At 67.6% G+C, this 26,924-nt stretch carries 21 protein-coding genes; 12 read left to right on the top strand and 9 right to left on the bottom strand.

The genetic code is table 11. The features are described 5' to 3' along the window. Position 1: 1 nt before the first annotated feature. The 3 genes from DVH29_RS12130 to DVH29_RS12120 are packed head-to-tail and all read right to left on the bottom strand — an operon-like array spanning position 2 to position 4,270. Complete coding sequence (locus tag DVH29_RS12130) at positions 2-1,030, bottom strand: ABC transporter ATP-binding protein (protein ID WP_114646445.1); 1,029 nt, start codon at positions 1,028-1,030, stop codon at positions 2-4. A 13-nt stretch (positions 1,031-1,043) separates the two neighbouring features. Further along, positions 1,044-3,248 carry an ABC transporter permease gene (locus DVH29_RS12125; protein WP_114646444.1) on the bottom strand — a complete coding sequence of 735 codons (2,205 nt, stop codon included), beginning with the start codon at positions 3,246-3,248 and terminating at the stop codon, positions 1,044-1,046. Then, a complete protein-coding gene (locus tag DVH29_RS12120) occupies positions 3,245-4,270 on the bottom strand; it encodes an ABC transporter substrate-binding protein (protein WP_199562583.1) in 1,026 nt (341 codons plus the stop codon). The genes DVH29_RS12125 and DVH29_RS12120 overlap by 4 nt, the downstream gene beginning before the upstream one ends. A gap of 453 nt (positions 4,271-4,723) precedes the next feature. Here DVH29_RS12120 and DVH29_RS12115 point away from each other — a divergent pair, with 453 nt between their 5' ends. The 7 genes from DVH29_RS12115 (at position 4,724) to DVH29_RS12085 (ending at position 13,180) form a co-directional block, all read left to right on the top strand. Then, the gene (locus DVH29_RS12115) at positions 4,724-6,556 is read left to right on the top strand and encodes an ABC transporter permease (protein WP_114646442.1); all 1,833 of its coding nucleotides are present in this window, start codon (positions 4,724-4,726) and stop codon (positions 6,554-6,556) included. 3 nt (positions 6,557-6,559) lie between these two features. Beyond that, positions 6,560-7,726, top strand: coding sequence for an ABC transporter ATP-binding protein (locus DVH29_RS12110; protein WP_114646441.1), 1,167 nt, complete (start codon positions 6,560-6,562; stop codon positions 7,724-7,726). Between the two features lie 64 nt (positions 7,727-7,790). Continuing rightward, positions 7,791-8,900, top strand: coding sequence for an ABC transporter substrate-binding protein (locus DVH29_RS12105; protein ID WP_114646440.1), 1,110 nt, complete (start codon positions 7,791-7,793; stop codon positions 8,898-8,900). A gap of 99 nt (positions 8,901-8,999) precedes the next feature. Then, positions 9,000-10,118, top strand: a complete 1,119-nt coding sequence (locus DVH29_RS12100; protein WP_114646439.1) for an ABC transporter substrate-binding protein — start codon at positions 9,000-9,002, stop codon at positions 10,116-10,118. Between the two features lie 141 nt (positions 10,119-10,259). After that, positions 10,260-11,387 (top strand): ABC transporter substrate-binding protein, encoded by a 1,128-nt coding sequence (locus tag DVH29_RS12095; RefSeq protein WP_114646438.1) that lies wholly within the window; start codon positions 10,260-10,262, stop codon positions 11,385-11,387. Between the two features lie 63 nt (positions 11,388-11,450). After that, on the top strand, positions 11,451-12,335 hold the full coding sequence (locus DVH29_RS12090) for an inositol monophosphatase family protein (protein ID WP_245944968.1): 885 nt from the start codon (positions 11,451-11,453) through the stop codon (positions 12,333-12,335). A gap of 17 nt (positions 12,336-12,352) precedes the next feature. Further along, positions 12,353-13,180, top strand: coding sequence for an inositol monophosphatase family protein (locus DVH29_RS12085; protein WP_114646436.1), 828 nt, complete (start codon positions 12,353-12,355; stop codon positions 13,178-13,180). Here DVH29_RS12085 and DVH29_RS12080 read toward each other — a convergent pair. Further along, a complete protein-coding gene (locus DVH29_RS12080; RefSeq protein WP_114646435.1) occupies positions 13,177-14,208 on the bottom strand; it encodes a LacI family DNA-binding transcriptional regulator in 1,032 nt (343 codons plus the stop codon). The two genes, DVH29_RS12085 and DVH29_RS12080, sit on opposite strands and share 4 nt — an antisense overlap. Before the next feature lie 272 nt (positions 14,209-14,480). Between DVH29_RS12080 and DVH29_RS12075 the strand changes: the two genes are divergently transcribed. The 4 genes from DVH29_RS12075 to DVH29_RS16430 are packed head-to-tail and all read left to right on the top strand — an operon-like array spanning position 14,481 to position 18,945. Continuing rightward, positions 14,481-15,089 carry a dual specificity protein phosphatase family protein gene (locus DVH29_RS12075; protein WP_114646434.1) on the top strand — a complete coding sequence of 203 codons (609 nt, stop codon included), beginning with the start codon at positions 14,481-14,483 and terminating at the stop codon, positions 15,087-15,089. Next, the gene (locus DVH29_RS12070) at positions 15,079-16,737 is read left to right on the top strand and encodes a Na/Pi cotransporter family protein (RefSeq protein WP_245944967.1); all 1,659 of its coding nucleotides are present in this window, start codon (positions 15,079-15,081) and stop codon (positions 16,735-16,737) included. The genes DVH29_RS12075 and DVH29_RS12070 overlap by 11 nt, the downstream gene beginning before the upstream one ends. A gap of 4 nt (positions 16,738-16,741) precedes the next feature. Beyond that, positions 16,742-18,364 (top strand): metallophosphoesterase, encoded by a 1,623-nt coding sequence (locus DVH29_RS12065; RefSeq protein WP_114646433.1) that lies wholly within the window; start codon positions 16,742-16,744, stop codon positions 18,362-18,364. Beyond that, the gene (locus DVH29_RS16430; protein WP_158541659.1) at positions 18,361-18,945 is read left to right on the top strand and encodes a TetR/AcrR family transcriptional regulator; all 585 of its coding nucleotides are present in this window, start codon (positions 18,361-18,363) and stop codon (positions 18,943-18,945) included. The genes DVH29_RS12065 and DVH29_RS16430 overlap by 4 nt, the downstream gene beginning before the upstream one ends. Here DVH29_RS16430 and iolB read toward each other — a convergent pair. The 4 genes from iolB to DVH29_RS12040 all read right to left on the bottom strand — a co-directional run bounded on the left by iolB (position 18,934) and on the right by DVH29_RS12040 (position 24,535). Further along, positions 18,934-19,731 carry a 5-deoxy-glucuronate isomerase gene (gene iolB / locus DVH29_RS12055; RefSeq protein WP_114646431.1) on the bottom strand — a complete coding sequence of 266 codons (798 nt, stop codon included), beginning with the start codon at positions 19,729-19,731 and terminating at the stop codon, positions 18,934-18,936. The genes DVH29_RS16430 and iolB overlap by 12 nt on opposite strands. Positions 19,732-19,741: 10 nt before the next feature. Further along, positions 19,742-20,635 carry a myo-inosose-2 dehydratase gene (gene iolE, locus DVH29_RS12050; RefSeq protein WP_199562582.1) on the bottom strand — a complete coding sequence of 298 codons (894 nt, stop codon included), beginning with the start codon at positions 20,633-20,635 and terminating at the stop codon, positions 19,742-19,744. Between the two features lie 27 nt (positions 20,636-20,662). Beyond that, the gene (gene iolD, locus DVH29_RS12045) at positions 20,663-22,507 is read right to left on the bottom strand and encodes a 3D-(3,5/4)-trihydroxycyclohexane-1,2-dione acylhydrolase (decyclizing) (RefSeq protein ID WP_114646429.1); all 1,845 of its coding nucleotides are present in this window, start codon (positions 22,505-22,507) and stop codon (positions 20,663-20,665) included. 111 nt (positions 22,508-22,618) lie between these two features. Beyond that, on the bottom strand, positions 22,619-24,535 hold the full coding sequence (locus DVH29_RS12040) for a bifunctional 5-dehydro-2-deoxygluconokinase/5-dehydro-2-deoxyphosphogluconate aldolase (protein ID WP_114646455.1): 1,917 nt from the start codon (positions 24,533-24,535) through the stop codon (positions 22,619-22,621). A gap of 207 nt (positions 24,536-24,742) precedes the next feature. Here DVH29_RS12040 and iolG point away from each other — a divergent pair, with 207 nt between their 5' ends. Next, on the top strand, positions 24,743-25,732 hold the full coding sequence (iolG, locus tag DVH29_RS12035) for an inositol 2-dehydrogenase (RefSeq protein WP_114646428.1): 990 nt from the start codon (positions 24,743-24,745) through the stop codon (positions 25,730-25,732). 153 nt (positions 25,733-25,885) lie between these two features. On the opposite strand, the gene DVH29_RS12030 is transcribed toward iolG, so the two are convergent. Further along, positions 25,886-26,728, bottom strand: coding sequence for a MurR/RpiR family transcriptional regulator (locus tag DVH29_RS12030; RefSeq protein WP_114646427.1), 843 nt, complete (start codon positions 26,726-26,728; stop codon positions 25,886-25,888). Positions 26,729-26,924: the final 196 nt, after the last annotated feature.

Here is a 26,924-nt window from a genome sequence, read left to right as displayed (position 1 = left end):
GTCAACTTTCCAAAAGCGTGAAGCCGTCGGGGCGGATCTCGACATCCACCCGGTCGCCGCTGGCCAGCGGGGCGGAGGTGATGGGGGCCGAGACCAGCAGCGGACCATAGGCGGTCTCGACCAGATATTCGTAGCGCGACCCCAGATAGATGGCATTGGTCACCGTGGCGCTCCCCTGGGGCGCGGCGGCAAGCGCGATCTGCTCGGGGCGCACCGAGATGGTGGCGGGGCCGTTGCCGGGGCCGCCGGGCAGCGTCAGGGCGAGGTCGCCGGCCACGAAGGACGTGCCCTCGAACTGCCCCTCGATCAGATTGGCATCGCCGATGAAGTCGGCCACGAAGCGCGAGCTGGGGCTGTTGTAGAGCTCGCGCGGGGTGCCGATCTGGGCGATGCGGCCCTGGTTCATCACCACGATGCGGTCGGACACCGCCAGCGCCTCCTCCTGGTCGTGGGTGACATAGACCGCCGTGAGGTTGAAGCGGCGTTGCAGGTCGCGGATTTCCTCGCGCACCCGGCGGCGCAGCTTGGCGTCCACATTGGAGAGCGGTTCGTCGAACAGCAGCACGTCGGGCTGCTGCACGATGGCGCGGGCCACGGCGACGCGCTGCTGCTGGCCGCCCGAGAGTTCCGAGGGCAGGCGCTTGCCCAGCCCCTCGAGCCCCAGCATGGCGAGGATTTCCATGCCCCGCTCGGCCGCCGCCTTCTTGTCGCCGCCCCTTATGGTGGGACCATAGGCGACGTTGTCGATGACGGTCATATGGGGAAACAGCGCGTAGGACTGGAACACCATGCCCACATTGCGCTCGGCGGCGGCGCGGGTGGAAACGTCCTGGCCGGCGATGCGCACCGTGCCCTCGCTGGGCAGTTCCAGCCCGGCGATGAGGCGCAGCGAGGTGGTCTTGCCGCATCCCGAAGGCCCGAGAAAGGTCACCAGTTCGCCGCGCCGGATCGAGAAGCTGATCCGGTCGACCGCCGTCACGCTGCCATAGCGCTTGACCACGTCGACAAATTCGATGGCGGTTTCCGTCATGGGTTCTCGGGTCCTATTCTGCGGGCAGGGCGGCCGGTGGCTTATGCATCTCGCTGCGGCGGCCGAGCTGGCGCCGGCCGACCAGCAGCTGGATGATGGCGATGCACACGATCATGATGATCATCAGCACCGCCGAATAGGCGATGGCCAGCGGGTATTCCCCGTTCTCGACCCGGCCCATGATATAGGCGGTGGCCATGTTGTGGCGGGCGCTGACGAGGAAGATCACAGCCGAGACCGCCGTCATCGCCGTGACGAAGGCATAGACCATCGAGGTGAAGATGGCCGGGCGGATCAGCGGCAGCACCACGGTGCGCAGGGTGGCGAAGCCGTTGGCCCCCATGGTCTGGCTGGCTTCCTCCATGGAGCGGTCGATCTGCGACAGCGCGGCGATGCCTGCCCGCATGCCCACCGGCATGTTGCGGAACATGAAGCAGATGACGAGGATGGCCATGGTGCCGGTGATGTCGACCGGGGGCACGTTGAAGGCGGCGACATAGGAGACGCCGACCACCGTGCCCGGAATGGCGAAGCTGAGCATGGTGCCGAACTCGAAGGCGCCCTTGCCGGCAAAATTCTGCCGCGCGATGAGATAGGCGGTGAGGATGCCGATCGCCGTGGTCAGCGGGGCGGCGATGGCCGAGACCAGCACGGTGGTCTGCAGCGAATCCCAGGCCGAGCCGTAGAGCTGCAGGCCGAACTGGCCGAATTCGAAGGCGAAGGCGGTGGAGAGGTGCCTCAGCGTCGGGGCGAGGTCGAACCGCGCCACGTCGGTGACGAACCCCCCGATCACCACGATGGCATAGACCCCGAGGGTGAAGAGGATCCACGGGATCACCGCCAGATAGACCGCCGCCTTGAGCGGGTCGGGCAGGGGGGCCGAGAGCCCGGCATCGGATTTCCCGGTCACCGTCACATAGGATTTCTTGCCCAGCCAGCGGGTCTGTAGCCAGAAGGCGCTCAGCGTCAGGGTCAGGAGGATGATGGCCAGCACCGCCGCATTGCCCAGGTCGTAGCGCGCCCCGACCACGGCAAAGAAGATGCGGATCGACAATACGTCATAGCCGCCGCCCAGAACGATCGGATTGCCGAAATCGGCCAGGCTCTCGATGAAGGCGAGAAGGAAGGCGGCGGCGAGGCCGGGACGCAGCAGCGGCCAGGTCACGGTGCGGAAGGTCGCGAAGGGCTTTGCGCCCAGCGTCTTGGAGGCTTCCTCCAGCGTCGGGTTGATGGCCTCTACCGTGCCCAGCAGCACGAGGAAGGTGATGGGGGCGAAGGCCAGCACCTGGGCGAGGAGAATGCCCGGCAGGCCATAGACCCAGCGGGTGCGGGGGATATCGAACAACAGGTCGAGCCAGCCGGTCACCACCCCGGTGCGGCCGAACAGGACGATGATGGCGACGCCGACCACGAAGGGCGGCGTGATGATGGGCAGGATGGAAATGGCTCGCAGGGCGCCCTTGAAGCGGAACCCCGTGCGCGCCACGATCAGCGCCAGGGCCAGTCCCAGCGCGGTGGAGCAAAGGCCCGACAGGATGCCCAGGATCAGCGTGTTGATCACCACGCCGCATTTGCGGTCGCCGACCAGGCAGTCGAGGCCCCAGAGGTCGGGCGCGGTGAAGCGGGTGACGAACAGGCCGGGCTGGAATACCCCGTCCGGGGTGAACAGCGCCGCCGATCCCAGCCGCAGGATGGGGAAGAAGACGAACAGCGTCAAAAGGGTGATGACGAAGATCACCGCATTGGCCGCGAAGCGCTCGCCGCGGCAGAAGCCGCGCATGGCGAGGCTGTCGGCGATGATGCCGGTGAGCGCGATGCCCAAGGCAAAGCCGCCCACGCCAAGCCCGGGCTGCCCGAGAGCCGCGGCGGGCATGGCTTGGGCAATGCCATCGATCGCCGGGCCGCGCAGGCCGATGCCGAAGGCCTGACCGAGATAGAGGATGGCGGCCGCCCCGGCCAGCCAGGGCACGGCGGCATGGGCCGGCCAGCGCTCGCCCCGGCCCAGCCGCAAGCCGGCGAAGGCGAGCATCGCCAGCACCGGCGGCAGCAGCCACCAGCGCCCGGCAAGGGCTTCGGTCAGGGCCGAACCGAGCAGGGAGGCTCCGCCGCCGGTATCGGGCGGCGGGAGCTTGTACCAGGGCAGGACCAGCACGGCGGCCAGCCCCACAAGGAGCCACAGGCCGCCGAGCCGGTTGACGAGGGTGAGGGCCTGCCTCACCGCGAGCCGATCTCCTGATCCCAGCGCGACAGCAGCCGGCTGCGTTCGTCGGACGAGCCATAGAGGGCGAAATCATAGTCGATCAGGAGGATGTCCTCGAGATTGGGGGATTCCTCCGGCGTCGCCGCGTTCATGTTGGACGGCACCTGGAAGGAATTGGCCTGGGCGCCCAGCTCCTGGGCTTCCGGAGTCAGCACCCAATCATAGAACAGGCGGGCGTTTTCGGGGTTGGGGCCGCCTTCGATGAGACTCATCGAGCCCACCTCATAGCCGGTGCCCTCGCAGGGGGCGACCACCTGGATCGGCGAACCGGAGACCGCTTGGGTCACCGCATCGTGCATGAAGACGATGCCGATGGTGGTTTCTCCGGTGCCGGCGGCGCGGATGGGGGCCGAGCCCGAGCTGGTATATTGGGCGATATTGTCGTCCAGCGCGGCGAGATATGCGAAGGCCTCGTCCTCGCCCATGAGCTGCACCAGGGTGGCCAGCATGGTGTAGGAGGTGCCCGAGGAATTGGGATTGGCGACCTGGATCTCGTCGCGATAGGCCTCGTCGAGCAGGTCCGCCCAGCATTTGGGAGCGTTTTCGCTGGCCGGGTCGATCAGGTCGGTGTTGTAGCCGAAGCCCAGCGCGCCGGCATAGACGCCCACGGTGCGGTAATCGGCGGTCTCGGCCTGGCGCACCGCCCAATCCTGGAGCTGGTCGAGCATGGGCGATTCATAGACCGAGGTCAGGCCCTCCTGAGCGGCCTGCAGATGCGGATCGCCGGTGCCGCCCCACCACACGTCGCCGCGCGGCTGGCCTTCCTCGGCCTTGAGCTGGGCATAGGTCTCGCCGGAGGATTTGCGGGTCATCAGGACGTTGATGCCGGTTTCGCGCTGGAAGGTTTCCGACAGCAGCCGGCAGATGCCCTCGTCGGCGGCGCAATAGAGCACCAGTTCGCCCGACTGGGCGTTGACTGCGCCGCTGGTGCCGAGCAGCGCGGCCGCGGCGAGGCCGGACATGGCGATCGCACGAATCATGATCTCTCTCCCTTATATGGCCTTTGCATGGCCGTTTATCGCCGGACCCTCCCGTCCGGCACTGATGCCAGCTAAACAGCTAATGCACTGGTGTGCAATAGCCTGCTTCTCACCACGCGCCACAACCCTCGTGCACAGGCGTGCAAAAAATCACCAAGCGCGTGCCGGCGCGCCGGCCAACCGTATGCGCTAACGGCATGCGCATGCCGGTTTTCCAGTTAAAACAATGGCTTCGCGTCGAATTATTCGCGCTTGCACAGGTGTGCAAAAAATCCTTGACTTGCCCGGCGAGCGATTTAGTCTCGAAGGCATGGAGAGGATCGGCCCGTCCGGTCCGGAGCAGAGATGCCGTTTCCGCCCTGGCGGAACAAGGCATCCGGGAGGAAGAATGACCAAGCCTTCAGCGCCGCCCGCGGCGTCCCGTTTCCACATCCATGCCCAAGGGGCGCGGTCATGAGCGCGGCGGCGGATCGCGGCGTTCCCTCCGCCCGGCCGGGCCTGTGGCAGCGGCTGCGCTACCGGGTCCGCATCGCCCTGCGCGAACCGACCACGCTGATCGGCATCCTGGCGGCGCTGCTGTTCGCCTATCTCATCATCGTGCCCATCCTGTCGCTGCTGGTCGATGCCGGGCGGGTGCAGTTCGGCGACGAGCGGCGCATCGGCACCGAGCCGGGGGCCTGGACCTTCTATTATATCAGCCGGGCGCTGTTCTCGCCGGTGGCGGGCAATCTCTTCTGGGCGCCGCTGGTCAACACGCTCTCGGTCGCCTTCGGGGCCATCGGCATTTCATTGGCCATTGGCGGGCCGCTGGCCTGGCTGGTGAGCCGCACCGACATGTTCGCCCGGCGCTGGTTCGCCACGGCGCTGATCGTCCCGTTCATGCTGCCGGCCTGGACCTTCGCGCTGGCCTGGACCACCCTGTTCAAGAACCGCTCGGTGGGCGGGCAATTGGGCTGGTTCGAGGCGCTGGGGCTCACCCCGCCCGATTGGCTGGCCTATGGGCAGGTGCCGATCACCATCATCCTGGCGCTCAACTACATCCCCTTCTTCATCCTCCTGTTCGGCAACGCCCTGCGCCGCTTCGACAGCCAGCTCGAGGATTCGGCCCGCATGCTGGGCGCCAGATCCTCCACCGTGGCGCTGAAAATCATCGGCCCCATGATGCTGCCGGCCCTGATGAGCGCCATCATCCTCGCCTTCGCCAAATGCATCGGCGAGTTCGGCGTCCCCTATGTGCTCGGCCTGCCGGTCAATTACGACCTTCTGGCCACCGGGCTCTATCGTTCCATCTCCTCGCGCCAGACCGGGGTGGCCGCGGTGCTTGCCGCCGCCATCATGCTGATCGGCATCGTCTCGCTGCTCATCGATGCGCGGCTGGTGCGCGAGGCGCGCAAATTCGTCACCGTGGGCAATAAGGGCGCCATGGCGCGGCAGAGCGCGCTGGGCCCGCTGCGCATCCCGGCCACCGCCTTCGCGGCGCTGATCTTTCTTATTTCGGTCGGCCTGCCGCTGCTCACCCTGACGCTCTCCACCGTCATGCGGGTGCCGGCCAATTTCGCGCTGTCGAACTTCACCCTCGACTACTGGATCGGCACCAATCTCGAAACCGTCGCCCTGCGCACCGGCATCCTCTTGTCGCCGGCCCTGTGGAGCGCCGCCTTCAACACGCTGACCATCGTGGGCACCGCCTCGATCTGTTCGGGCCTGCTCGGCCTCCTGGTCGGCTATGTGGTGGTGCGCACCCCGCTGCGGCCGCTGGCGGTGTTCCTGCGCCAGGTCACGTTCCTGCCCTATCTCGTCCCCGGCATCGCGTTCGCGGCGGCCTATCTGTCGCTGTTCGCCGTGCAGCGCGGCCCGATCCCGGCGCTTTACGGCACGGCGGCCATCCTCATGCTGGCGCTGGTCGCCGACCAGATGCCCTATGCCTCGCGGGCCGGCATCTCGGCCATGATGCAATTGGGCAAGGACCCCGAGGAAGCGGCGCAGGTCTCGGGGGCCGGCTGGTTCCGCCGCATGGTCTCCATCGTCGTCCCCATCCAGAAGGGGGCGCTGGTCACCGGTATCCTCCTGCCGTTCATTTCCGGCATCAAGGGGCTGAGCCTCTTCGTCATCCTCGCCGTGCCGGCCACCGACGTGCTCACCACCTATTCGCTGCGCCTGGTCGATTACAACTACACCCAGGCCGCCAATGCGGTGGTGCTGATCATCGCCGCCATCGCCTATTTCGGGACCCTTCTGGCCCAGAAACTCACCAAGACCAACCTAGCCGACGGATTAGGGAGCTAAGCCATGCCCGCAATCACCCTCTACGGCGCCCGGAAGAATTACGGCGGCAGCGCGCCCGACGCGGTGTCCGACCTCGACCTGGTCATCGACGATGGCGAGTTCATGTGCCTGCTCGGCCCCTCGGGCTGCGGCAAGACCACCACGCTGCGCATGGTGGCCGGGCTCGAGCATCTCTCCGGCGGGCGCATCGCCGTGGGCGAGCGCGTCGTCGATTGCGTCACTTCGGGCACCTTCGTCTCCCCGGAAAAGCGCGGCATGGGGCTGGTGTTCCAGAGCTATGCGCTGTGGCCGCACATGACCATCGAGCGCAATACCGATTTCGGCCTGCGCCTGCGCAAGGTCCCTCGGGCCGAGCGCCAGGAGCGGGTCGAGAAGGTCATGAAGACCCTCGGCATCGAGAAGTACCGCGACCGCTATCCCTCCCAGCTCTCGGGCGGGCAGCAGCAGCGCGTGGCGCTGGCCCGCATGCTGGCCGTCAACCCCGACGTGCTGCTGCTCGACGAGCCGCTGTCCAATCTCGACGCGCGCCTGCGCCTCGAGATGCGGGCCGAATTGAAGCGCCTGCACGAGGAATTCAAGACCACCATCGTCTTCGTCACCCATGACCAGTGGGAGGCCATGACGCTGGCCACCTCGATCGCGGTGATGAGCGAGGGCGCGCTGCAGCAGGTCGGCACGCCCAACGACATCTATGAGCGCCCCGCCAACCGGTTCGTCGCCGAATTCGTCGGCAGCCCGCCGATCAATATCGTCGAGATGGGCGAAGGCAGCACCAATCCGCTGGCCGTGTCGGCGCGGGCCTATTTCGCCCGCCACCATCCGCGCCTCGCCGATATCGGCTCGATCGGCATGCGCCCGGAATCCGTGGCCTTCGCGCTGGACGAGAAGGCCATTCCCGACGGCGCCTTTTCCGAAAAGGCGGTGGTCTCGGGGGTGCTGCCCACCGGCGGCTCGTGGATCATCGAGCTCGCCGCCCAGGGGGCCAAACTGTTCCTGACCACGCACCAGCCGCCGGCCATCTCCGATGGCGATGCGGGCTGGTTCCATATCCGCCCCGAAACGCTGCACGTCTTCGACGCCGAAGGCGTGCGCCACGCGGCGGCCGATACCCAGCTTCGGGGCGAAGTTGGTTCGACGGCCCGCAGGGCCACCCGGAAAGTGCCGGCCTGAGGAGGCGGCTCACAAGAGGAGGACGACCACAGTGAACACGACTTTGCGATTGCGGCGGCTGGGCATGGGGGCCGGGGTTCTGGCCATGGCGCTGGCCGCCGGGCCGGCCTGGGCGCAGAATGCCTGGGACGCCGAGGGGTTCGATCTCGACGCCCTCGTCGCGGCGGCGCAGGCCGAGCCCGGCATCACCGTCTATGACAGCACCGGCAAGATCGTCGAGATCGCCGAGGCCTTCGCCGCGACCTATGGGGTCGAGGCGACCGGGGTCAAGGTCTCGACCGGGGCGCAGATCGATCAGGTGATGCGCGAGGGGCAGGCCGGCAATGTGGTGGGCGACGTCGTCGTGGTCCAGGACGTGCCGCCGGCCATGGCGCAATTGGTGCCCATGGGGCTTTTGGAAAGCTGGACGCCGCCCGATCTGGTCGATGTCATCCCCGAGGGGATGCGCGATCCGGTGATCATCGTCTCCAGCCCCAATGTGTGGACCTACAATACCGAGGTCTACGAAAGCTGTCCGGTGAGCAATATCTGGGAGCTGACCGAGCCGGAATGGAACCGCAAGCTCGCCATGCAGGACCCCCTGGGCAAGCCGACCTATACCGACTGGTTCAACCAGATGGAGATGCATTTCGACGAAGCCGTCGCTTCGGCCTATGAGGCCCATTACGGCGCCCCGCTCGACACCGATGAGGAGAGCGCCACCAAGGCCTGGGTCAAGGCGCTGGCCGCCAATTCGCCGCTGCTGACCGATTCCGATTCGGCGGCCGGGGATTCGGTGGGGGCGCGCGGGCAGGCCGAGCCCTTCATGGGGCTGATGGCCACCGCCAAGTTCCGCGACAACGCCCCGGACGGGCTGGCGCTGGGCCTGTGCACCGGGCTCGATCCCTTTTCGGGCTGGATGTATCCCGGGATCGGCATGATCTCGACCCAGACCGACAGCCCCAATGCGGCGCGGCTGTTCATCCGCTACCTGCTGACCGAGGAGGGCATCGCCCCGCAAAGCGCCGATGGCAAGCTGTCGTCCAACACCGAGGTCCCGGCCCATCCCGAGGACCTGTCCGGGGTGGCCGACTATCTCGACGAGATGATGCCATATTCCACGGCCACCGCCATGGACGATTTCGACACCCGTCAGGACTGGCAGGATTTCTGGCGCATGAATTACACCCGCTGACCCCTGCGGCGGCCGGCCCCGATCCGGGCCGGCCGTCCCTTTCGGTGCCCTGACAACAAGACCGGCGCGATGGGATGTCGCGCGCGGCAAGGAGATTCTATGTCAAAACTTCCCCGGACCCGCCTTTTCGCCGCCTTCGCAGCGGGCCTGATGCTCACCGCCGCGCCGGCCATGGCGCAGGAGGACTTCGATCTCGATGCCTTGATCGAAGCGGCGCGGGCCGAACCGCCCATCACCGTCTATGCGGTGACCGGTAAGATCGTCGAGACGGCCGAGGCCTTCACCGCCGCCTATGGCGTCGAGGCCGAAGGCCGCAAGGTCAACGAGGCCGACCAGGTCGAATTGCTGATCCGCGAGAGCCAGGCCGGCAATATCGTCGGCGACGTCTCGGTGGCCGCCGACGTGGCCGCCATCGCCGCGCAGCTCGTGCCCTTCGACATCGTCGAGAGCTGGGTGCCCGGCGATATCGCCCAAAATATCGCGCCGCAATGGAGCGATCCGCTGGTGCTGGTCAACGATCCGCACGTCTTCACCTACAATACCGAGGTCTACGACACCTGCCCGGTGAGCAATATCTGGCAGCTCACCGAGCCCGAATATGCCCGCAAGGTCGCCATGCTCGATCCGCTGGTCAAACCCAATTACGCTGATTGGTTCAACCAGATGGAAATGCATTACGACGACGCGATGGCCGCGGCCTATGAGAGCCATTTCGGCACCCCGCTCGAAACCGACGAGGCGAGCGCCACCGCCGCCTGGGTCAAGGCCTATGCCGAAAACCAGCCGCTTTTGGGGGATTCCTCCTCGGTCGCCGAGGCGATCGGCGCGCCGGGCCAGGACGATCCCTTTTTCGGCCTCAGCTCGGTGGCCAAATATCGCGACAACCTGTCGAGCGATTTCAAGCTCGGGCTGTGCGCCGGCATGGAACCCTTCATCGGCTGGCTGTATCCGGGGCCGGGGGTGATCGCCTCGGGCACCGACAGCCCCAATGCGGCGCGGCTGTTCATCCATTACCTGCTCACCGCCGAGGGCATCGCGCCGCAGGCGGTGGACGGCAAGATCTCGACCAATACCGATATCGGCCTGCCCGATGACGAGCCCTCGGGGATCTCCGACCACCTCGACGCGCTGATGACCTTCTCGATGGCGACCGCCGAGGCCGATTTCGACGCACGGCAGGACTGGCAGGATTTCTGGCGGCTGCACTATTCGCGGTAACGCCGCCCGCTCCGGCCGCCGGCGGTCCGCCGCCGGTAGCCAAGGCATAAGACGAGACGACAAGATCGGACGAGCCCGGACAACGGGCCAGAGGGAAGTCAGCCGGCAGCATCGCTGCCTTTTTTGGAGGAGAAACGAGACATGAAACCGAACCGCACCGGGCGGTGCTTCGCCGCCGCCATCGCGGCCCTGATGCTGGCCGGGACATCCCCGCTGGCCGTGGCCCAGGAGGAATTCGACCTCGACGCGCTGATCGCGGCGGCGCGCGCCGAACCCCCCATCACCATCTATGACAGCACCGGCAAGATCGTCGACATGGCGGAAGCCTTTTCCAGCACCTATGGGGTGCAGGCGACCGGGGTGAAGGTCTCGGCCACCGCCCAGTTCGAGCAGGTGACCCGCGAGGCGCAGGCCGGCAATGTGCAGGGCGACGTGGCGCTGATCACCGACACCCCGGCCGCCGTGGCCCAACTGCTCCCGCAGGGCTATGTGGAGAGCTGGCTGCCGCCGGACATGGCGGACACGATTCCCGCTCAGTTCCAAAGCCCGCTGGCCATCACCACCAATGCCAACGTCTTCGCCTATAACACCGAAGTGCATGAGAGTTGCCAGGTGACCAATATGTGGCAATTGACCGATCCCGAATGGGAGGGGCGCTTCGCCATGGTCGATCCGCTCACCAAGGGCACCTATCCGGACTGGTTCAACCAGATGCAGACCTATGCCGACGATCAGGTGGCCCAGGCCTATGAGGATTATTACGGCACGCCCCTGGTCACCGACCAGCCCAGTGCCACCGCCGCGTGGGTGGTGGCACTGGCCGAAAGCGGCCCGCTGGTCACCGATGGCGACGATGCCATCGCCGAGGCAGTGGGCGTGCCCGGCCAGGCCGATCCCTTTGTGGGCCTGCTCAGCTCCGCCAAGTTCCGCGACAATGCCGATTCGGGCTATGTGCTGGGGCTGTGCACCGATCTGCGCCCCTGGGTGGGGTGGAGCTATACCAAGCTGGGGCTGATCGCCTCGGGCACCGACAGCCCCAATGCGGCGCGGCTGTTCATCCATTACGTGCTCACCGAGGACGGCATCATGCCCCAGATGGTGGATGGCAAGATCCCCACCAATACCGACATCGCCATGCCCGACGACGAACCCTCCGGCCTCATGGCCGTCCACGACCTGGTGTTCGGCTATGATTCGGCCACCGCGCTCGAGGACTGGGACGCCCGTCAGGACTGGCAGGATCTCTGGATGGTCCACCTCAAGCGTTAGCCCCCCAACCATCCAGCGGGGCGGCGGCTCCCTTCGCCGCCCCAATTTATGAGGAATATCGCCGTGTCCGTTTCAGCTCCCGCCTCCCGCTCCTCCTTCGATCCCGCCCTTGCCGCCCATCTGCGCGCGGTCGCCGTCAGCGCCGCCCTCTCGGTGCGCGACGATCTGCTGGCCGCCTTCCGCAGCCCCATGGCGGCGGAGACCAAGGTCGATTTCCACGATATCGTCACCATCCACGACAAAGAGACCGAGGCGCGGCTGAAGCGCTTCATCGCCCGCGCGGTGCCCGATTCGCGCTTTGTCGGCGAGGAGGGCGGCACCGAGGGGGAAGGGCGCATCGCCTGGTATATCGATCCCATCGACGGCACCGCCAATTTCGTCTCCGGCCTCGCCTTCTGGTGCGTCTCGATCGGGGCGGTTGTCGAGGGCGAGATCGTGGCCGGGGTGGTGTTCGATCCGGTCAGCGGCAACATGTTCAGCGCCGATGGCGGCGGGGCGTGGCTCAATGACAGGGCGCTGGTCTCGCGGGCTCGGCCCAGCGAGGACGAGGCGGTGCTGATCACCGGCTATCCGGTGGCCCGCGATTTCCGCCTCGACGGGCGCGCCGTGGCCCTCGATCGCTTCGCCACCCTCGCCGAGCGCTTCTCCGCCGTCCGGCGCCCCGGCAGCGCCGCCCTCAGCCTGTGCCATGTGGCGGCGGGCTGGGCCGATGCGGCCATGGGGTTCGGGGTCAATGCCTGGGACGTCACCGCTTCCATCCTCATCCTGCGCCGGGCCGGCGGCCGCTATACGCCCTACCGGCTCGGCAAGGTGCCGCCCGGCGCGGCGGACTTCCTGTGCCCGGGTTATGTGGCCGTCGGGGAGGGCGGCGACTATCCGACGCCGGACGCCATCGCCGCGGCCATCTCGGCGCACCGGGAAACCCTCGTCCCCTCACCCTCCCATTGAATTCAGAGTAGTCGACCATGTCAGCAGTCTCCCAGCACGCACACCCCATTCCGGCCACCAGCCCGGAGGGCCTCGACCGGCGCGAAGCGGCGCTGTTGCGCCTCATCCGCGAGGCCGGGGCCCTGGCCCAGGCGGCGTTCGCCGCCGATGCCGGAGGGTTCGAGATGAAGGGGCCGCAGGATTTCCTCACCGTCACCGATGCGGCGGTGGAAAAGCTGGTGCGCGAACGCCTCGACCAGCTGTTTCCCGAGGACGGGTTCGTGGGCGAGGAATCGGGCTCGGCCCCCGGCGCCATCGTCTGGGTGGTCGATCCCATCGACGGCACGGCCAATTTCGCCCGCCGCATTCCCCATTACTGCATCTCCATCGCCCTCGCCGCGCCGCAGGAAATCCTGCTCGGGGCGATCTACGATCCGGTGCATGACGAGCTTTATTTCGCCCGCAAGGGGCGTGGCGCGACCCGCAACGGGGCGCCGATCGCCGTGTCGGGGGTCACCGATCCGCAATCGGCCTGCGTCGAGCTGGGCTGGTCGGTGCGCGTCCCCAACGCCACCTATCTCGACGTGCTGGGCAAGATGCTCGATGCGGGCACCAATATCCGCCGCGCCGCCACCGGCGCGCTCGGCCTCGCCTATGTGGCCGATGGGCGTTCGGACGCCTATGCGGAACTGCACATGCATCCCTGGGATTGCCTGGCCGGGCTGCTGCTGGTGCGCGAGGCGGGAGGATTGGTATGCGATTTCCTCGCCGCGGACGGGCTGCGCTCGGGGGGCGGGGTGCTGGCCGCGGCGCCGGGCGTTGCCGGGCTGATGGCCGAGGCCACGGGAATTGCGTTAAATCTCTAGCGCGGCCGCACCGATTTGCGCCATACGGTCTGGGTCTGGAAGCGCATCGGCTCCTGCACCTGGCGGATCTGGGTGTGGTGGTCGATGAGGTTGACCACGTGGTCGGCGATCTGGTCGATGGGCTGGCGGAAGGTGGTCAGCTCATAGGACGACCAGCCGGCCTGCTCGATATCGTCGAACCCCACCACGCACAATTCGTCGGGCACGGTGAGCCCGAATTCGTTGCGCGCCGCGTCGAGAAAGCCGCAGGCGAGGAGATCGGTGACGCAGAACACCCCGTCGGGCCGGTCGGCCCGGCTCAGCACCAGCCGCGCCGCCTCGACCCCCGATTGATAGGCGGTCGGGCCCAGTTCGGTGACGCTCACCGGGACCCCCGCCGCCTCCGCCGCCGCGACGAAGGCCTTCTTGCGCGCCGACAGCGAGGCCGAGCCCACCGCCGAGGCGATCACCGCCAGCCGCTTGCAGCCGGCCCGGTCGAGCATGTCGAAGGCCTGCCGCGCCGCCGTGCGGTTGGTCACCATGATGGTTTCGGGACCCGGCACCGGATCGTCGCGGTTGACGAGGATGACGTGCTGGCCATTGTTGAGGCAGGTCTCGATGAGCGAGGCGGCGGGCTGGCCGGACAAGACGATGGTCGCGTCGGCGCGGTAGTGCAGCGTCTGGCGCAGCGCCGATTCCACCGAGGCGTTCTGGCCCGAGGAGTTGATCACCATGGCCACCTTGTCGGCCGCTTGCAGGCGGCGGGTCAGCGCCTCGATCATCGCCGCCTGATAGGGGGTGTTGATGTCGGTCACCACCAGCGAGACGATGTTGGAGCGGTCGCGGATCAGGCCGCGCGCCAGGTGGTTGACGTGATAGCCCAGTTCCTCGGCGGCTTCGAGCACCCTTTTGCGCGTGGTGGGCGAGACGCTGGCGCCGTCGGTGAAAGTGCGCGACACCGCCGAGCGGGAGACGCCCGCCCGGTCGGCCACCTGCTGCGCGCTCACAAAGGACTTCCCTTGCGTCCGGTCCGGTCTGGCTTGTTTCATGCGGGCCCCATGGGATGGCGATGCTCTCGCAGCGCAATTGCACAGCTGTGCGAAGACTGCAACGCCGGATGTTCCGTGCCGTTCCCCTTATAAGGGGAGCCCGGTTGCAGGGCAATCGCGTCCGAGGCCGGCGAAAGGGCGGCTCGGTTGACGGAATTGCACAGGTGTGCAAAATTGGCGTCCGGTGCTGTGGAGGACGCACCGGCGCGCGCGGCCGCGCCGTCGCGGCACCCCCGCATCTTCCCTTTCCCCGGCAGCAAGGACACTCCCTGATGGCACAGATTGCCCCCCGTTACGATCGCCCCAATATCAGCCTTGTCGCCACCGATGTGGGCGCCGACAAGGTGTCGCTGTTCATCGGGGGGACCGAGGGTGCGCGCGATCTCGACCTCCTGCGCGAGAACGGCATCTCGACGGTGATCAACTGTGCGGTCAATCTCGATTTCAACTATGTGCTCGATCCCGACCATCCGGCCGGGCCGGGCAAGGTCGCGGCCGGGCACGGGGCCGTCCGCACCTACAAGATCGGGCTGATCGACGGCGACGGCAATCCCTCGCGCATGATCCTGGCCGGCTATTACATCCTCGACGGCGCCCTCAAGCAGCAGCTTCCCGAGCGCCCCAGCTATCCGCTGCGCGAGCGCGGCAATGTGCTGGTGCATTGCCGTGGCGGCCGCAGCCGCTCGGTGGCGCTGGTGTCGCTCTATCTGGCCCGTAACCAGCCCCATCTGTTCCCCACCTTCGAGGATGCCCTCGCCCATGTGCGCGAGCGGCGGGAATTGCGCCGCGACGAATGGTTCGAAACGCCCAAGCCCATGCTGGTCGCGGCGGCCAAAAAGGCCTCCGAGGCCATCGATCTTCTGGAGGGGGGTGGAAATTAGCTCGACCCTGGTTCTCATCGATCTGCTCGGCGCCGGTGCGCTGCTGCTCTGGGGGCTGCGCCTCATCAAGACGGGCATGCTGCGCGCCTTCGGCACCTCGCTGCGCTACTGGATCGGGAAAAGCACCAGAAACCGGGTCTCGGCGGTGGTGGTGGGCATCCTCGCCACCCTGGCCGTGCAATCCTCCACCGCCACAGCGGTGATCACCGCCTCGTTCGCCGCGCGCGATCTGGTCTCGGGCCTCATGGCCCAGGCCATCATGCTGGGGGCCAATATCGGCACCAGCCTCGCCGCGGTCATCCTCTCGCTCGACCTGCACTGGCTGTCGCCGGTGCTGATCCTTGTTGGCGTCGTCACCTTCAACCGCAGCCGCTACGCGGCCGGCAAGGGGGTGGGGCGGGCCATTCTGGGGCTGGGGCTGATGCTGCTCGCCCTGGCGCTGATGGGGCAGGCGACCGAGCCGGTCCGCACCTCCGACATCGTCATCTACATCCTCGCCCATCTGGGCGGCGCGCCGGTCTTTGCCCTGCTGTTCGCCGCCGGGCTCGCCTTCCTCGCCTCCTCCAGCCTTGCGGTGGTGCTGTTCGTCGTGCTGCTGGGCCAGGCCGGCATCGTCTCGCCCGAACTGGCGCTGGTGCTGGTGGCCGGGGCCAATCTGGGCGGCGCCGTGCCGCCCTATCTCGCCGTCTATGGGGAAGGGGTGGAGGCGCGCCGGCTCGCCGCCACCAATCTGGCCATTCGCGCCTTCGGCGCTTTTGCCCTTACCGGACTGGCCGGGGTGCTGGGCCCCGTGCTGCATCGCATATGGCCCGATACGGGGGTTCTGGCCCTCTCCGCCCATATCGGCTTTTCCACCGTGCTGCTGGTCGTGTTCCTGCCCGTGCTCGGTCCCCTGGCCCGGCTGGCCGAAAAGCTTATTCCCGACGCGCCCGAGGGCAAGGCCGCGCCGCGCTATCTCGACGAGAGCGCGCTGGCCACCCCGGCCCTGGCGCTGTCGGCGGCGGCCCGCGAAACCCTGCGGCTGGGCGACATGGTGCGCGAAATGCTCGAAGCGAGCATGATCGCGCTCAAATCCTCCGATCCGGCGGTGAGGGAGCAATTGGCCGAGATCGAGAACGACATCGACAGGGTGCATGGGGAGATCAAGATCTATCTCTCCCGCCTCGCCCGCGAGGAGCTCGACGAGGAGGATTCGCGCCGCGCCACCGAGATCATGTCCTATGCGGTCAATCTCGAGCATATCGGCGACATCATCGACAGTGGCCTCTCCGAGCTCGCCGCCAAGAAGGCCAAGCGCCGGCTGGCCTTTTCGGCCGAGGGCCTGGCCGAGATCGTGCGCTTTTACGACCGTACGCTGGAAATCCTCGACATCGCCCAGTCGGTGTTCCTCTCGCGCGATGCCGACCTGGCGCGCCAGCTCGCCGCCTGCAAGTCCGAGGTGCGCCGGCTGGAGACCGAATCCGCCGAGCGCCATCTCGAGCGCCTGCGGGCCCGGCGCACCGAAACGCTGGAGACCTCGGGCCTGCATCTGGACATCCTGCGCGACCTCAAGCGGGTCAACGCGCATCTGATTTCGGTGGCCTATCCCATCCTCGACGATATGGGCGCCCTGCGCGACACGCGCCTGCGCCCGTCCTCCAAGACCTGATCCCATGCACAGATTCGCCGTCATCGCCGACCCGCATTACCACGAGATCTTCCCCGGCTACCGCTTCGAGGGCGTGCCCTTCCGGGGGCGGCAGGGCGCCGCCATCCGCACCCGCGACGACAGCGCCGCCTCGACCCGCATCTTCAACGAAAGCTGGCTGGCCTTCCGGGCCGCGCTCGAGGCCTGCGTCGCCGAGGGCGTCCGCACCGTCCTCATCGCCGGGGACCTGACCGATGACGGCCAGATCGCCTCGATGGGTCCGGCGCTGGCCCTGCTGGCCCGTTACGAGGCCGAGCACGGCTTGCGCTTTTTCCTCACCCCGGGCAATCACGACGTCTACGGCATGAGCGGGCGGGACCACGCCAAGGCCTTTTATGACGCCGCGGGCGGCGCCACCTGGGTCACCAGCGACCCCGATGCCGTGCCCGGCCCCGGCCGCAGCGTGGTCGATCCGGCCATGTTCTGCCGCTCCTATGACGCGCTGGCCCCGCTCTGGGCGCCCTATGGCATCCAGCGTCGCCCCGAGGATTTTTACTGGGAATGCCCGTTCGGCACCGAGGACGCGTTTTCGGCCCGCATGTTCGAGATGGCTTCGCCGGACGGTTCGGTCACCCATCGCCAGCTCGACCTGAGCTATCTCGTCGAGCCCGAGCCCGGCCTCTGGGTCGTTTCGGTCGACGCCAATGTGTTCGCGCCGCGCAATGGCCGCCCCGACAACAGGCGCCCGGACGCCTTTGACGACAGCACCGATGCGGGCTGGAACGCCCTGGTGCGCCTAAAACCCTTCATCCTCGACTGGCTGGCCGATGTCTCAAAGCGCGCCCGGGCACTGGACAAGACGCTGGTGTGCTTCTCGCATTATCCGGTGCTCGATCCCTATGACGACACCGCCGCCGACGAGACGGCGCTGTTCGGCGCCACCCAGGCGGTGCGCCGCACCCCGAGCCCGGAGACCGCGCGCGCCGTGGCGCGCACCGGCATCGGCACGCATTTTTCCGGCCATCTTCATATCAGCGACAGCAACAGCGTCGCGGATGGCGGGGCGGCGCTCACCAATATCGCCATTCCCTCGCCGGTGGCCTTCCCGCCCGCCTTCGCCGTGGTCGCGGCCAATGGCCGGGAGATGGAGGTCGACCATATCCTGCTCGATTTCCCCGATTTCGATGCCTTCTTCCCCCTCTATGGCGATGACGCCTGGACGGGTGCCCGCTCCTATGGGGAATTCCTTTACGGCCATGTGCGCGAACTGGTGGTGCATCGCTACCTGAAGCGCGAATGGCCGCAGGATTTCGCGGCGGCGCTGCAACGGCTCTCGGTGGCCGATCTCCTCGCCCTCGCCGAGCGCCCCGATCCCATCGCGCCGGCCGCCTATGCCCCGGCCGGGGAGGGGGAGGGTCCCAGCGGCGTCGATCTGGTCACCGACTGGTATGCGGCGCGCAAGGCGAGCGTGCTGGTGACCCGTTTCGTGCCCGCCTCCCGCATGGCGCTCTACCAGCGGCTGATCGCCGCCTATGCCGGCCGCTCCTGGCCCGACCCCTTATGCCTGCAAGCGCGGGTGCAGCGCTTCCTCGCCATGATGGCGCGCTATCTCGACGATGCGCGCCAGGATCGGGAGGCGGCGGAATGAGCCGGGGCCGGGCGCGCCGCTTCGATCTCGAGACCGCCCTCGACCGCGCCGAGGCGGTGTTTCGCGCCCGGGGCTTCGCCGCGGCCGGCATCAGCGACCTGATGGCGGCCATGGGCATCGGCGCCGGCAGCTTTTACGCCGCCTTCGACTCCAAGACGGCCCTCTATGAGCAGGTCCTCGCCCGCCACGCCCGGACCCGGCTGGCGGTGGCCCAGGCCGCGCTCGCCCATCCCGATGCGCAGCGGGCCCTCGACCGGCTGCTCGAAGCCACCGCCGACGATCTCTGCCGCCCCGGCATGGCCCCGGGCTGCCTGTTCGTCCTCTCCGGCGCGCAGCGATTGGACGGGCCGGCGCGCTGCTGGCACCGCTATCGCGCCGCCCTTGCCGAGGCGATCGCCGCCGCCTGCGCGCGGCTGGACCGGGCCGGGCCGCGCGCCGCGCACATCCTTGCGATCCTCGATGCCATGAGCATCGCCGCCCTCGTCGGCAGCGAGCGCGCCGCCCTCATGGACGCGGCGCGCGCGGCGCTGGACTGCCACATGGCCGCCGCGTCGCCGGGCGGTACGTCCCTAGCGGCCTAACAGCCATTCATGCTCTTTCTGGTTGTGGAATTTCCACGTCCGCTTCGGCCCGGCCATGACGTTGAGATAATAGAGGTCATAGCCATGGATGGCCGCGCAGGGGTGGTAGCCTTTGGGGACCAGCGTCACCACCCCGTCCTCGATCAGCATGGTTTCGTCGAGCGCGCGGTCGTCGGTATAGACCCGCTGGAAGCCAAAACCCTGGGGCGGGTCGAGGCGGTGGTAATAGGTTTCCTCGAGATAGGATTCGCGCGGCAGGTCGTCCCGGTCGTGCTTGTGCGGCGGATAGGACGAGGTGTGTCCGCCCGGGGTGATCACCTCGACCACCAGGAGGCTGTCGGCGGTCGGGTCGGTCTCGGGGAGGATATTGGTGACGTGGCGGGTATTGGTGCCTTGCCCCCGCGTCTCCTGGCTCATCGTATCGGGGGCGATCAGCCGCGCCGCCTTCTGCGTCAGGGCCGGGGCCGAGCAGACGGCTAGTTCCACATCGGTGACCGCTCTGGCTTCCCACTCCGCCTGTCCCGGCACATAGACCGCCGCCGGCTTGCCCGCGAAGGGGCTCTTGCGTTCGCCCACCGCGCCGAAATCCTTAGCCCCGGCGGTGATCTCGGCGGTTCCCGAGACCAGCACCAGGCACACCTCGCGCTCCCCCGTCGCCGCACCGACGCTTTCGCCGGCCTTCAGCCTGTGGAGCGCGAAGCCCACATAGGTCCAGCCGGCGCTGTGCGGCGTCACGTCGAGCACCTTGCCGCTGCTTGCGGATGGTTTGACGAGCAGTTGCGGCATGCTTCTCCTCCTAATCGGCGATGGTGAACCCGGCGCCGCCGAGCGCCTGGCGCAGATAGTCATAGCCCATTTTGGCATAGGTGAGCGGATGGGCCTTTTCCGGGTCCTGTTCCGCCTCGACCACCACCCAGCCCGCATAGCCGCCCAGTTCGGCGAACACGGCGGGGAAATCCACCAGCCCGTCGCCGGGCACGGTATAGACGCCGGCCAGCACCGAGCGGAGGAAGCTCCAGTCCTCGGCATTGGATTTGAGCATCATAGCGGCCCGCACGTCCTTGGCGTGCACATGGGCGATGCGGGCCTTGTGGTTGCGGGCCACGCGGGCCGGATCGCCGCCGCCCCAGGTGACGTGGCCGGTATCGAGCAGCAGATGCACCGCATCGCCGGTGGTGGCCATCAGCCGGTCGATCTCGGCCTCGGTCTGCACGATAGTGCCCATATGGTGGTGATAGACCAGCGTCAGCCCGTAATGCTGCTTGAGCTTCTGGGCGAAGGCGGTGAGCCGCATGCCGAAGCGGCCCCAGACGTCATGGGGCAGCACGGGCCGGGCCGAGAGCGGGGTCTCCATCTGCCCGTGGATGGCGTTGGAGGTCTCGCAGGCGATCAGCACCCCGCAGCCCATGGCAGCCAGCAGTTCCGCATGCGCGGCGACGGCCTCGAACTCGGCGTTTTCGTCGCGCAGCAGCAGTTCGGTGGAATACCAGCCCGAGACGAGGCTGTGGCCATGCGCCTCCAATATGGGCCGCAGCGTCTCGGCCCGGCGCGGAAACTTGTTGCCGAGTTCCATGCCGGTGAAGCCGGCCTCCCTTGCCTCGGCGAGGCACACTTCGAGCGGCGTCTCCCCGCCGATCTCGATCATGTCGTCATTGGACCACCCGATGGGGTTCGCTCCGATCCGGATCATTATTGCCTTCGTTCCTGGCTGCGCGGATCAGACGATCCGCTGTTGCTTGATCATGGTTTCATATTCGGCCCGTTTGGCCCGCACCTCGGCGCGGTCCGAGACCTCGGGCACCGCCACGTCCCACCAGTGCCCGCCCGCCTCGGTGGTCGCCAGCGCGTCGGTGTCGATGACGATGACGCTGGTCGCCTTGCGCTCGCGTGCGCCGGCCAGCGCGGTTTCCAGCTCGGCGATCCCCGCCACTTTTTCCGCGTGCGCGCCCATGGAACGGGCATGCAGCACGAAGTCGATCTCGGGCATCACCTCGTGGTGGGAGTCGGCGAGGAGATTGTTGAAATTGGCCCCCCCGGTGCCCATCTGCAAGCGGTTTATGCAGCCGAACCCCCGGTTGTCGAGGACGACCAGGGTGAGCTTTTGCCCCATCATCACGGCGGTGGAGAGCTCGGAATTGAGCATCATATAGCTGCCGTCCCCGACCATCACCACCACCTCGTCATCGGGCCGGGCCAGCTTGACCCCCAGCCCGCCGGCGATCTCGTAGCCCATGCAGGAAAAGCCGTATTCGAGGTGGTAGTCGCCAGCCCGTTCGGCGCGCCACAGCTTGTGCAATTCCCCGGGCAGGCCCCCCGCCGCGCAGACGACGACGGCGTCCTCGAGACGGCGCTGCACCGCCCCGATCACCTGGGCGTCCGAGGGGCGTTCGACATTGGTCGCCGCCATGGCCGTGTCCGCATCCGCGCGCCAGAGGGCCTTGCCCTCATGCGCCTTGCCCTGCCATTCCTCGGGGGCGCTCCAGCCCTTGAGCGCCGCGCCCAGCGCGTCGAGCCCCACCCGCGCATCGGCCAGCAGCGGCATGGCCCTGTGCTTGGCGGCGTCGGCGGCGGCGACGTTGAGCGCCACGAACCGGGTCTTCGGGTTCTTGAACAAGGCCCACGAGCCGGTGGTGAAATCCTGCAGCCGCGTCCCCACCGCCAGCACCAGATCGGCCTCCTCGGCGAGGCGATTGGAGGCGCTGGTGCCGGTCACCCCCACCGCGCCCATATTGAGGGGATGGGCGTGGGGCAGGGCGGACTTTCCGGCCTGGGTTTCCAGCACCGGCACGCCATGGTCTTGGGCAAAGCGGGCGAGCGCCGCGCTGGCCCTGGAATAGAGCACGCCGCCGCCGGCGATCAGCACCGGCTTTTTCGCGCCGCGCAGCGCCGCGGCGGCGCGGGCCAGCTCGGCCTCGTCGGGGCGGATGCGCCGCTGCGTCCACACGGTTTCGGCGAAGAACGCGGCCGGATAGTCATAGGCCTCGGCCTGGGTGTCCTGGCACAAAGCGAGGGTCACCGGCCCGCATTCGGCCGGGTCGGTCAGCACCTGCATGGCGCGGCGCAGGGCAGCGATGATCTGCTCGGGCCGGGTGATGCGGTCGAAATAGCGCGACACGGGGCGGAAGACGTCATTGGCCGACACCGTGCCGTCGGAAAAATCCTCGACCTGCTGCAACACCGGATCGGGGCGGCGATTGGCGAATACGTCGCCGGGCAGCAGCAGCACGGGCAGGCGGTTGACATGGGCCAGCGCGGCGGCGGTGACCATATTGGTCGCCCCCGGCCCGATCGATGTGGTGCAGGCCATCATGCGGCGGCGGAAGCTGGCCTTGGCAAAGGCGATGGCCGCATGGGCCATGCCCTGCTCGTTATGGGCGCGATAGGTGGGCAGGCGGTCGCGCACCCCATGGAGCGCCTCGCCCATGCCCGCCACATTGCCATGCCCGAAAATCGCCCATACGCCGGCGAACAGCGGCACGGTCTCGCCGTCGATCTCGGTCCTCTGCGCCGCCAGGAACCGCGCCACCGCCTGCGCCATGGTCAGTCGGATCGTCTCGGTCATCGCTCATCTCCGCTCATGGGTGTCCCGCCACCTCAGCAGCCCCCTCATCCGTCTCGGACCTCGCGGTCCGAGACGGATGAGGGGGCTGCTGAGCCAGCTTGATCGCTCAGCCTACCCATCCCCCCGCGCCTCCCATGCCCCAACCAGCGCGCCAAAACGCGCGGCCATGTCGGCGATGGCCTCCTCGTCGCCCATCGTGCCACCCAACCACTTTTCGGCGGCGCTGGCAAAGATGGTGCGGCCCACGGCAAAACCCTTGACCATAACCGACCCCGCCGTCGCGGCGAAGGCGGCTTCCAGCTCCTCGCGCGGCGCCTCCAGCCCCAGCAGCACCACGCCGCGGCAATAGGGGTCGTGGGCGGCGATGGTGGCGTCGATCCGCGCCCAGGCGCTCGGCGTCGCCTGCGGTTCGAGCTTCCACCAATCGGGCTTGATCCCCGCCGCATACAGTTCCGCAAGGGCGCGGGGAATCGTCTCGTCGTCCATCGGTCCGTTCTTGCCGGCGATGATCTCGACCAGCACTTCCCGTCCCACCTTGCGCGCCGCATCATAGAGGGCGCGGAGGGTTTCGGTCTGCTCGGCGCGCAGGGCTTCGGGGTCGTCGGGGTGGTAGAAGGCCAGGCATTTGATGCAGTGGTCCACCGGCCAGTCGACCAGTTGCGAGCCGATATCCTGGGAGAATTCGAAGCGCAGCGGGCGCGAGCCCGGCCGCTCCACCGGCTTGCCGATCCAGAACCGGTCGTGTTTCGCGGCGGCGAACAGTGCCGCGCGCCCGTGCTTGTCGTCGATCAGCATGCCGAAGCCGTCGCGGTCCCCGGCCACCCGCGCCGCCGCCTCGACGGCGAGGCACTTGAAGGCGCCGATGCGTTCATGTGGCACCCCCAGCCGGTCGGCCACCTCCTCGAGCTGCGAGCGGTGGTCGATGGCCAGCGCCTTGAGCGCGGGATAGTCGCGCCGCCGCCCGGTGGTCGCCCAGTGGATATGGTTGAGCGCCGCGTCCTTGCGCAGCGCCTTGTGCGGGCTGCCGGTTTTAAGGAAGGCCTGCAATTCGGCAAAGCTGGGGATTTCCGGCGAGCACAGCAGCCGCGACACCGCGAAGGCGCCGCAGGCATTGGCCCAGGTGGCGCAGGTCGTGATCGGCTCGCCGCGCAGCCAGCCGCGCAGAAACCCGCTCATGAAGGCGTCCCCGGCCCCCAGCGTGTTGTAGACCTCGATGGGAAAGCCCTCACCGACAATGCCGTCCTCGAGGTCGTCGGGGATCGGCCCGTCATAGACGATGCAGCCCATGGGCCCGCGCTTGAGGACGATCACGGCGGAGGATTGCGCGCGGATGGCCCGGAGCGCGGCGTGCAACTCGCTCTCGCCCGCGCCGATCAGCACCTCCTCCTCGGTGCCCACGATCAGGTCGCAATGGGGGAGGACCGCTTTCAGCGTTTCGGACACCGCATCGGAGGCGATATAGCGCTCCTCGCCCGCCGCATGGCCGGCCAGCCCCCACAGATTGGGGCGGTAATCGATGTCGAAGATCACCTTGAGCCCCTTGTCGCGGGCGATGCGCATGGCCTTGCGCTGGGCGGCGGCGGTGTTGGGGCGGGAAAAATGCGTGCCGGTGACCAGCACCGAGCGGCTGCGTGCGATCAGCGCTTCGTCGACATCGGCTTCCTCGAGCGCCATGTCGGCGCAGTTCTCGCGATAGAAGATCAGCGGGAACTTCCTGTCGTCCTCCACCGCGAGGATGGCCAGCGCCGTCAGGCGCTCGGGGTCGGTGACGATCCCTTCGGTCGAGGCGCCCTCGCGGGTCATCTGCTCGATGATGAAGCGCCCGAACTGCTCGGCGCCCACCCGGCCCAGCCAGGCCGATCGCAGCCCCAGCCGCGCCGTGCCGATGGCGATATTGGCCGGGCACCCGCCCACCGATTTGGCAAAGCTCGCCACGTCCTCGAGCCGGCTGCCGATCTGCTGCCCGTAAAGGTCGACAGACGCGCGCCCGATCGTGATCACGTCGAGCTGGTTCCCGCTCTCGCTCATGGTTCGGCTCACCTCCTCCATCCGGCCCCGCGCAGGGGCCGCATCCGACATGTCAGTGAAACAACAATTCCGAAATTGTGTCAATTCAGAATGTATGTTCCATTCTGTTGCATTTTGCCGCTCGCGCACATATCCTCAACCAGCGCGCGTACAATTGCTAATTACATGCCATATTGCCGCGCATAACGAGGGTTTAGGGAGCATTTCATGCTGCGTTTCGGAATTTTGGGGGCCGGGCGGATCGGCAATGTCCACGCCCGGGCCATCGCCGCCTCGGGGCGGGCCAGCGTCGGCTATATCGCCGATGCCGTGCCCGAGGCCGCCGCCAGCCTGGCCGGCGTGGTGGGCGCGCGGACCGCGTCGGTGGCCGATGTGATCGCCGCCTCCGATGTCGATGCCATCCTCATCGCCACCCCCACCGACACCCATGCCGATCTCATCGAGGAGGCGGCGCGGGCCGGCAAGGCCATCCTGTGCGAAAAGCCGGTTTCGCTCTCGGTGCCGCGCATCGAGGCCTGTCTCGATGTGGTTGAAAAATCTGGCGTTCCGCTGATGATCGGCTTTCACCGGCGCTACGATCCCCATTTCGCGGCGCTGGAAAGCCGCCTGCGGGCCGGCGAGATCGGCGATCCGGAGATCATCACCATCACTTGCCGCGACCCCTCGGCGCCGCCGGTTTCCTATATCGCGCGCTCGGGCGGGCTCTACCGCGACATGATGATCCATGATTTCGACATGGCGCGCTTCCTGCTCGGCGGCGAGGAGATCGCCGTTGTCCACGCGCTTGGCGGGGTGATGACCGATCCCGAGATCGGCCGGGCCGGCGATATCGACACCGCCGCGGTGCACATGCAGACCGCCTCGGGCAAGATCGTGGTGATCACCAATTCGCGCCGCGCCACCTATGGCCACGACCAGCGCATCGAGGTGCACGGATCGCGCGGCCTGCTGCGCGCCGCCAATATCCACAACACCACGGTCGAACTGGCCAATGAGCGGGGCTGGACGGGGGACATGATCCCCTTCTCCTTTGTCGAGCGCTATCAGGCGGCCTATACCGCCGAGATCCACAAATTCCTCGATTTCCTCGAGAAGGGCGAGGCCCCCCGCGCCTCCGGCCATGACGGCCTCATGGCCCAGAAACTCGCCGAAGCCGCCAGCACCAGCCTCACCACCGGCGAGGCCGTACGGATTTAGGGGGCGACCAGCAGGGCTCCTTTCCCCTGGCCCCACCCCACCCCACCCTCGCTCCATCCACCAGCCTGTCACCCTCCCCCTTGCGGGGAGGGGTTAGGGGTGGGGGTGCGAGCGCTAGCGAGCTCTTGGGAAAGTATGGGGAGGCCTCGCCCCTTACCCCGCCTTGCGCCGGTCGGCCAGAGCCACGGTCAGCGCCATGGCGAGGGTCATGGTGGCGTTGAGGGTGCGGAAACCCTCGAAATCGGCTTCGGCCACCTCGAACCAGCTATCCGACAGCCCGGCCAGCGGCGAGAACACCGAATCGGTGATGGCCACCACTTTCGCCCCCTTGTCGCGTACCTGCTGCGTGAGGGCGACGGTTTCGCTGGCATAGGGGGTGAACGAGATGGTGATGGCCGCGTCCCTGGCGGTGACGAAGCCCGCCTGCTCGGAGGCGAGCCCGGCCACCGCGTCGATGAGCAGCGTCCTGATCCCCAGCTTGGCGAGCGCATAGGCCATGTAGGACGTGACGGGAAACGAGCGCCGCAGGCCGATGAGATAGATGGTCTCGGCCCCCTCGAGCAGGTCGAGGGCCCGGTCCATGGCATCCTCGTCAGGGCGGTTGCGCAGGGCGGAGAGCGAGCGCATCGAGGCGTCGGCGAAGCCGGCGAGGATCATCGAGGCGCGCGAAACCGCCTGGCCATGGGCGCCGAGTTTGGCCATGCGCTCGTCATAGCCCAGCACCTGGTCGCGCAGGCGGGAGCGGAACACGTCCTGGAGGTCGGAAAAGCCCTGATAGCCCAGCGCCTGGGAGAAGCGCACCAGGGTCGAGGGCTGCACCTGCGCCTTGGCGGCGATGGAGGCGGCGGTGCCGAAAGCGATGTCGTCGGGATTGCCCAGCGCGTATTCGGCCACCTGGGTCAGCCGGCGCGGCAGGTCCTCCCAGCGGGCGATCACCATCTCGCGCAGGGCGGCATAGTCGCGCGGCGGCGCCAGCTCTCGATCGTCCTTGGTCATCGCTTTCCCGCGTGGCAATTGTGGTGCATCCCGTTTATCCCCCCGCCGCCCGTCTGTCCTATGCTCGGGCCGACTTTCCCCATAATCGGGGGCGATTTCCCCCCTCCGCCCCGCCTCCCCGATCACGGGCGCGTTTTCAGCTTGACGCATGGTTGCATAAGTGGAATATTTATTCCATAAAAATCCGATCACGCAC

Source organism: Pelagibacterium lacus (genome assembly GCF_003345525.1).
GTDB classification, from domain to species: Bacteria; Pseudomonadota; Alphaproteobacteria; order Rhizobiales; family Devosiaceae; genus Pelagibacterium; species Pelagibacterium lacus.
Note: the sequence above shows the minus strand (reverse complement) of the source record. Positions and strands in the feature narration are given on the sequence as shown.

Bases quoted from the DNA above. Each gene is read 5' to 3' on its own strand.
- iolD (WP_114646429.1), bottom strand. From the start codon at position 22,507: ATGACCGAGACGATCCGACTGACCATGGCGCAGGCGGTGGCGCGGTTC.
- DVH29_RS12110 (WP_114646441.1), top strand. From the start codon at position 6,560: ATGCCCGCAATCACCCTCTACGGCGCCCGGAAGAATTACGGCGGCAGC.
- DVH29_RS12115 (WP_114646442.1), top strand. From the start codon at position 4,724: ATGAGCGCGGCGGCGGATCGCGGCGTTCCCTCCGCCCGGCCGGGCCTG.
- DVH29_RS12100 (WP_114646439.1), top strand. From the start codon at position 9,000: ATGTCAAAACTTCCCCGGACCCGCCTTTTCGCCGCCTTCGCAGCGGGC.
- DVH29_RS12040 (WP_114646455.1), bottom strand. From the start codon at position 24,535: ATGAGCGAGAGCGGGAACCAGCTCGACGTGATCACGATCGGGCGCGCG.
- DVH29_RS12085 (WP_114646436.1), top strand. From the start codon at position 12,353: ATGTCAGCAGTCTCCCAGCACGCACACCCCATTCCGGCCACCAGCCCG.
- DVH29_RS12030 (WP_114646427.1), bottom strand. From the start codon at position 26,728: ATGACCAAGGACGATCGAGAGCTGGCGCCGCCGCGCGACTATGCCGCC.
- DVH29_RS12080 (WP_114646435.1), bottom strand. From the start codon at position 14,208: ATGAAACAAGCCAGACCGGACCGGACGCAAGGGAAGTCCTTTGTGAGC.
- DVH29_RS12095 (WP_114646438.1), top strand. From the start codon at position 10,260: ATGAAACCGAACCGCACCGGGCGGTGCTTCGCCGCCGCCATCGCGGCC.
- DVH29_RS12130 (WP_114646445.1), bottom strand. From the start codon at position 1,030: ATGACGGAAACCGCCATCGAATTTGTCGACGTGGTCAAGCGCTATGGC.
- DVH29_RS12120 (WP_199562583.1), bottom strand. From the start codon at position 4,270: ATGATTCGTGCGATCGCCATGTCCGGCCTCGCCGCGGCCGCGCTGCTC.
- iolB (WP_114646431.1), bottom strand. From the start codon at position 19,731: ATGCCGCAACTGCTCGTCAAACCATCCGCAAGCAGCGGCAAGGTGCTC.
- DVH29_RS12105 (WP_114646440.1), top strand. From the start codon at position 7,791: ATGGGGGCCGGGGTTCTGGCCATGGCGCTGGCCGCCGGGCCGGCCTGG.
- iolG (WP_114646428.1), top strand. From the start codon at position 24,743: ATGCTGCGTTTCGGAATTTTGGGGGCCGGGCGGATCGGCAATGTCCAC.
- iolE (WP_199562582.1), bottom strand. From the start codon at position 20,635: ATGATCCGGATCGGAGCGAACCCCATCGGGTGGTCCAATGACGACATG.
- DVH29_RS12065 (WP_114646433.1), top strand. From the start codon at position 16,742: ATGCACAGATTCGCCGTCATCGCCGACCCGCATTACCACGAGATCTTC.
- DVH29_RS12075 (WP_114646434.1), top strand. From the start codon at position 14,481: ATGGCACAGATTGCCCCCCGTTACGATCGCCCCAATATCAGCCTTGTC.
- DVH29_RS16430 (WP_158541659.1), top strand. From the start codon at position 18,361: ATGAGCCGGGGCCGGGCGCGCCGCTTCGATCTCGAGACCGCCCTCGAC.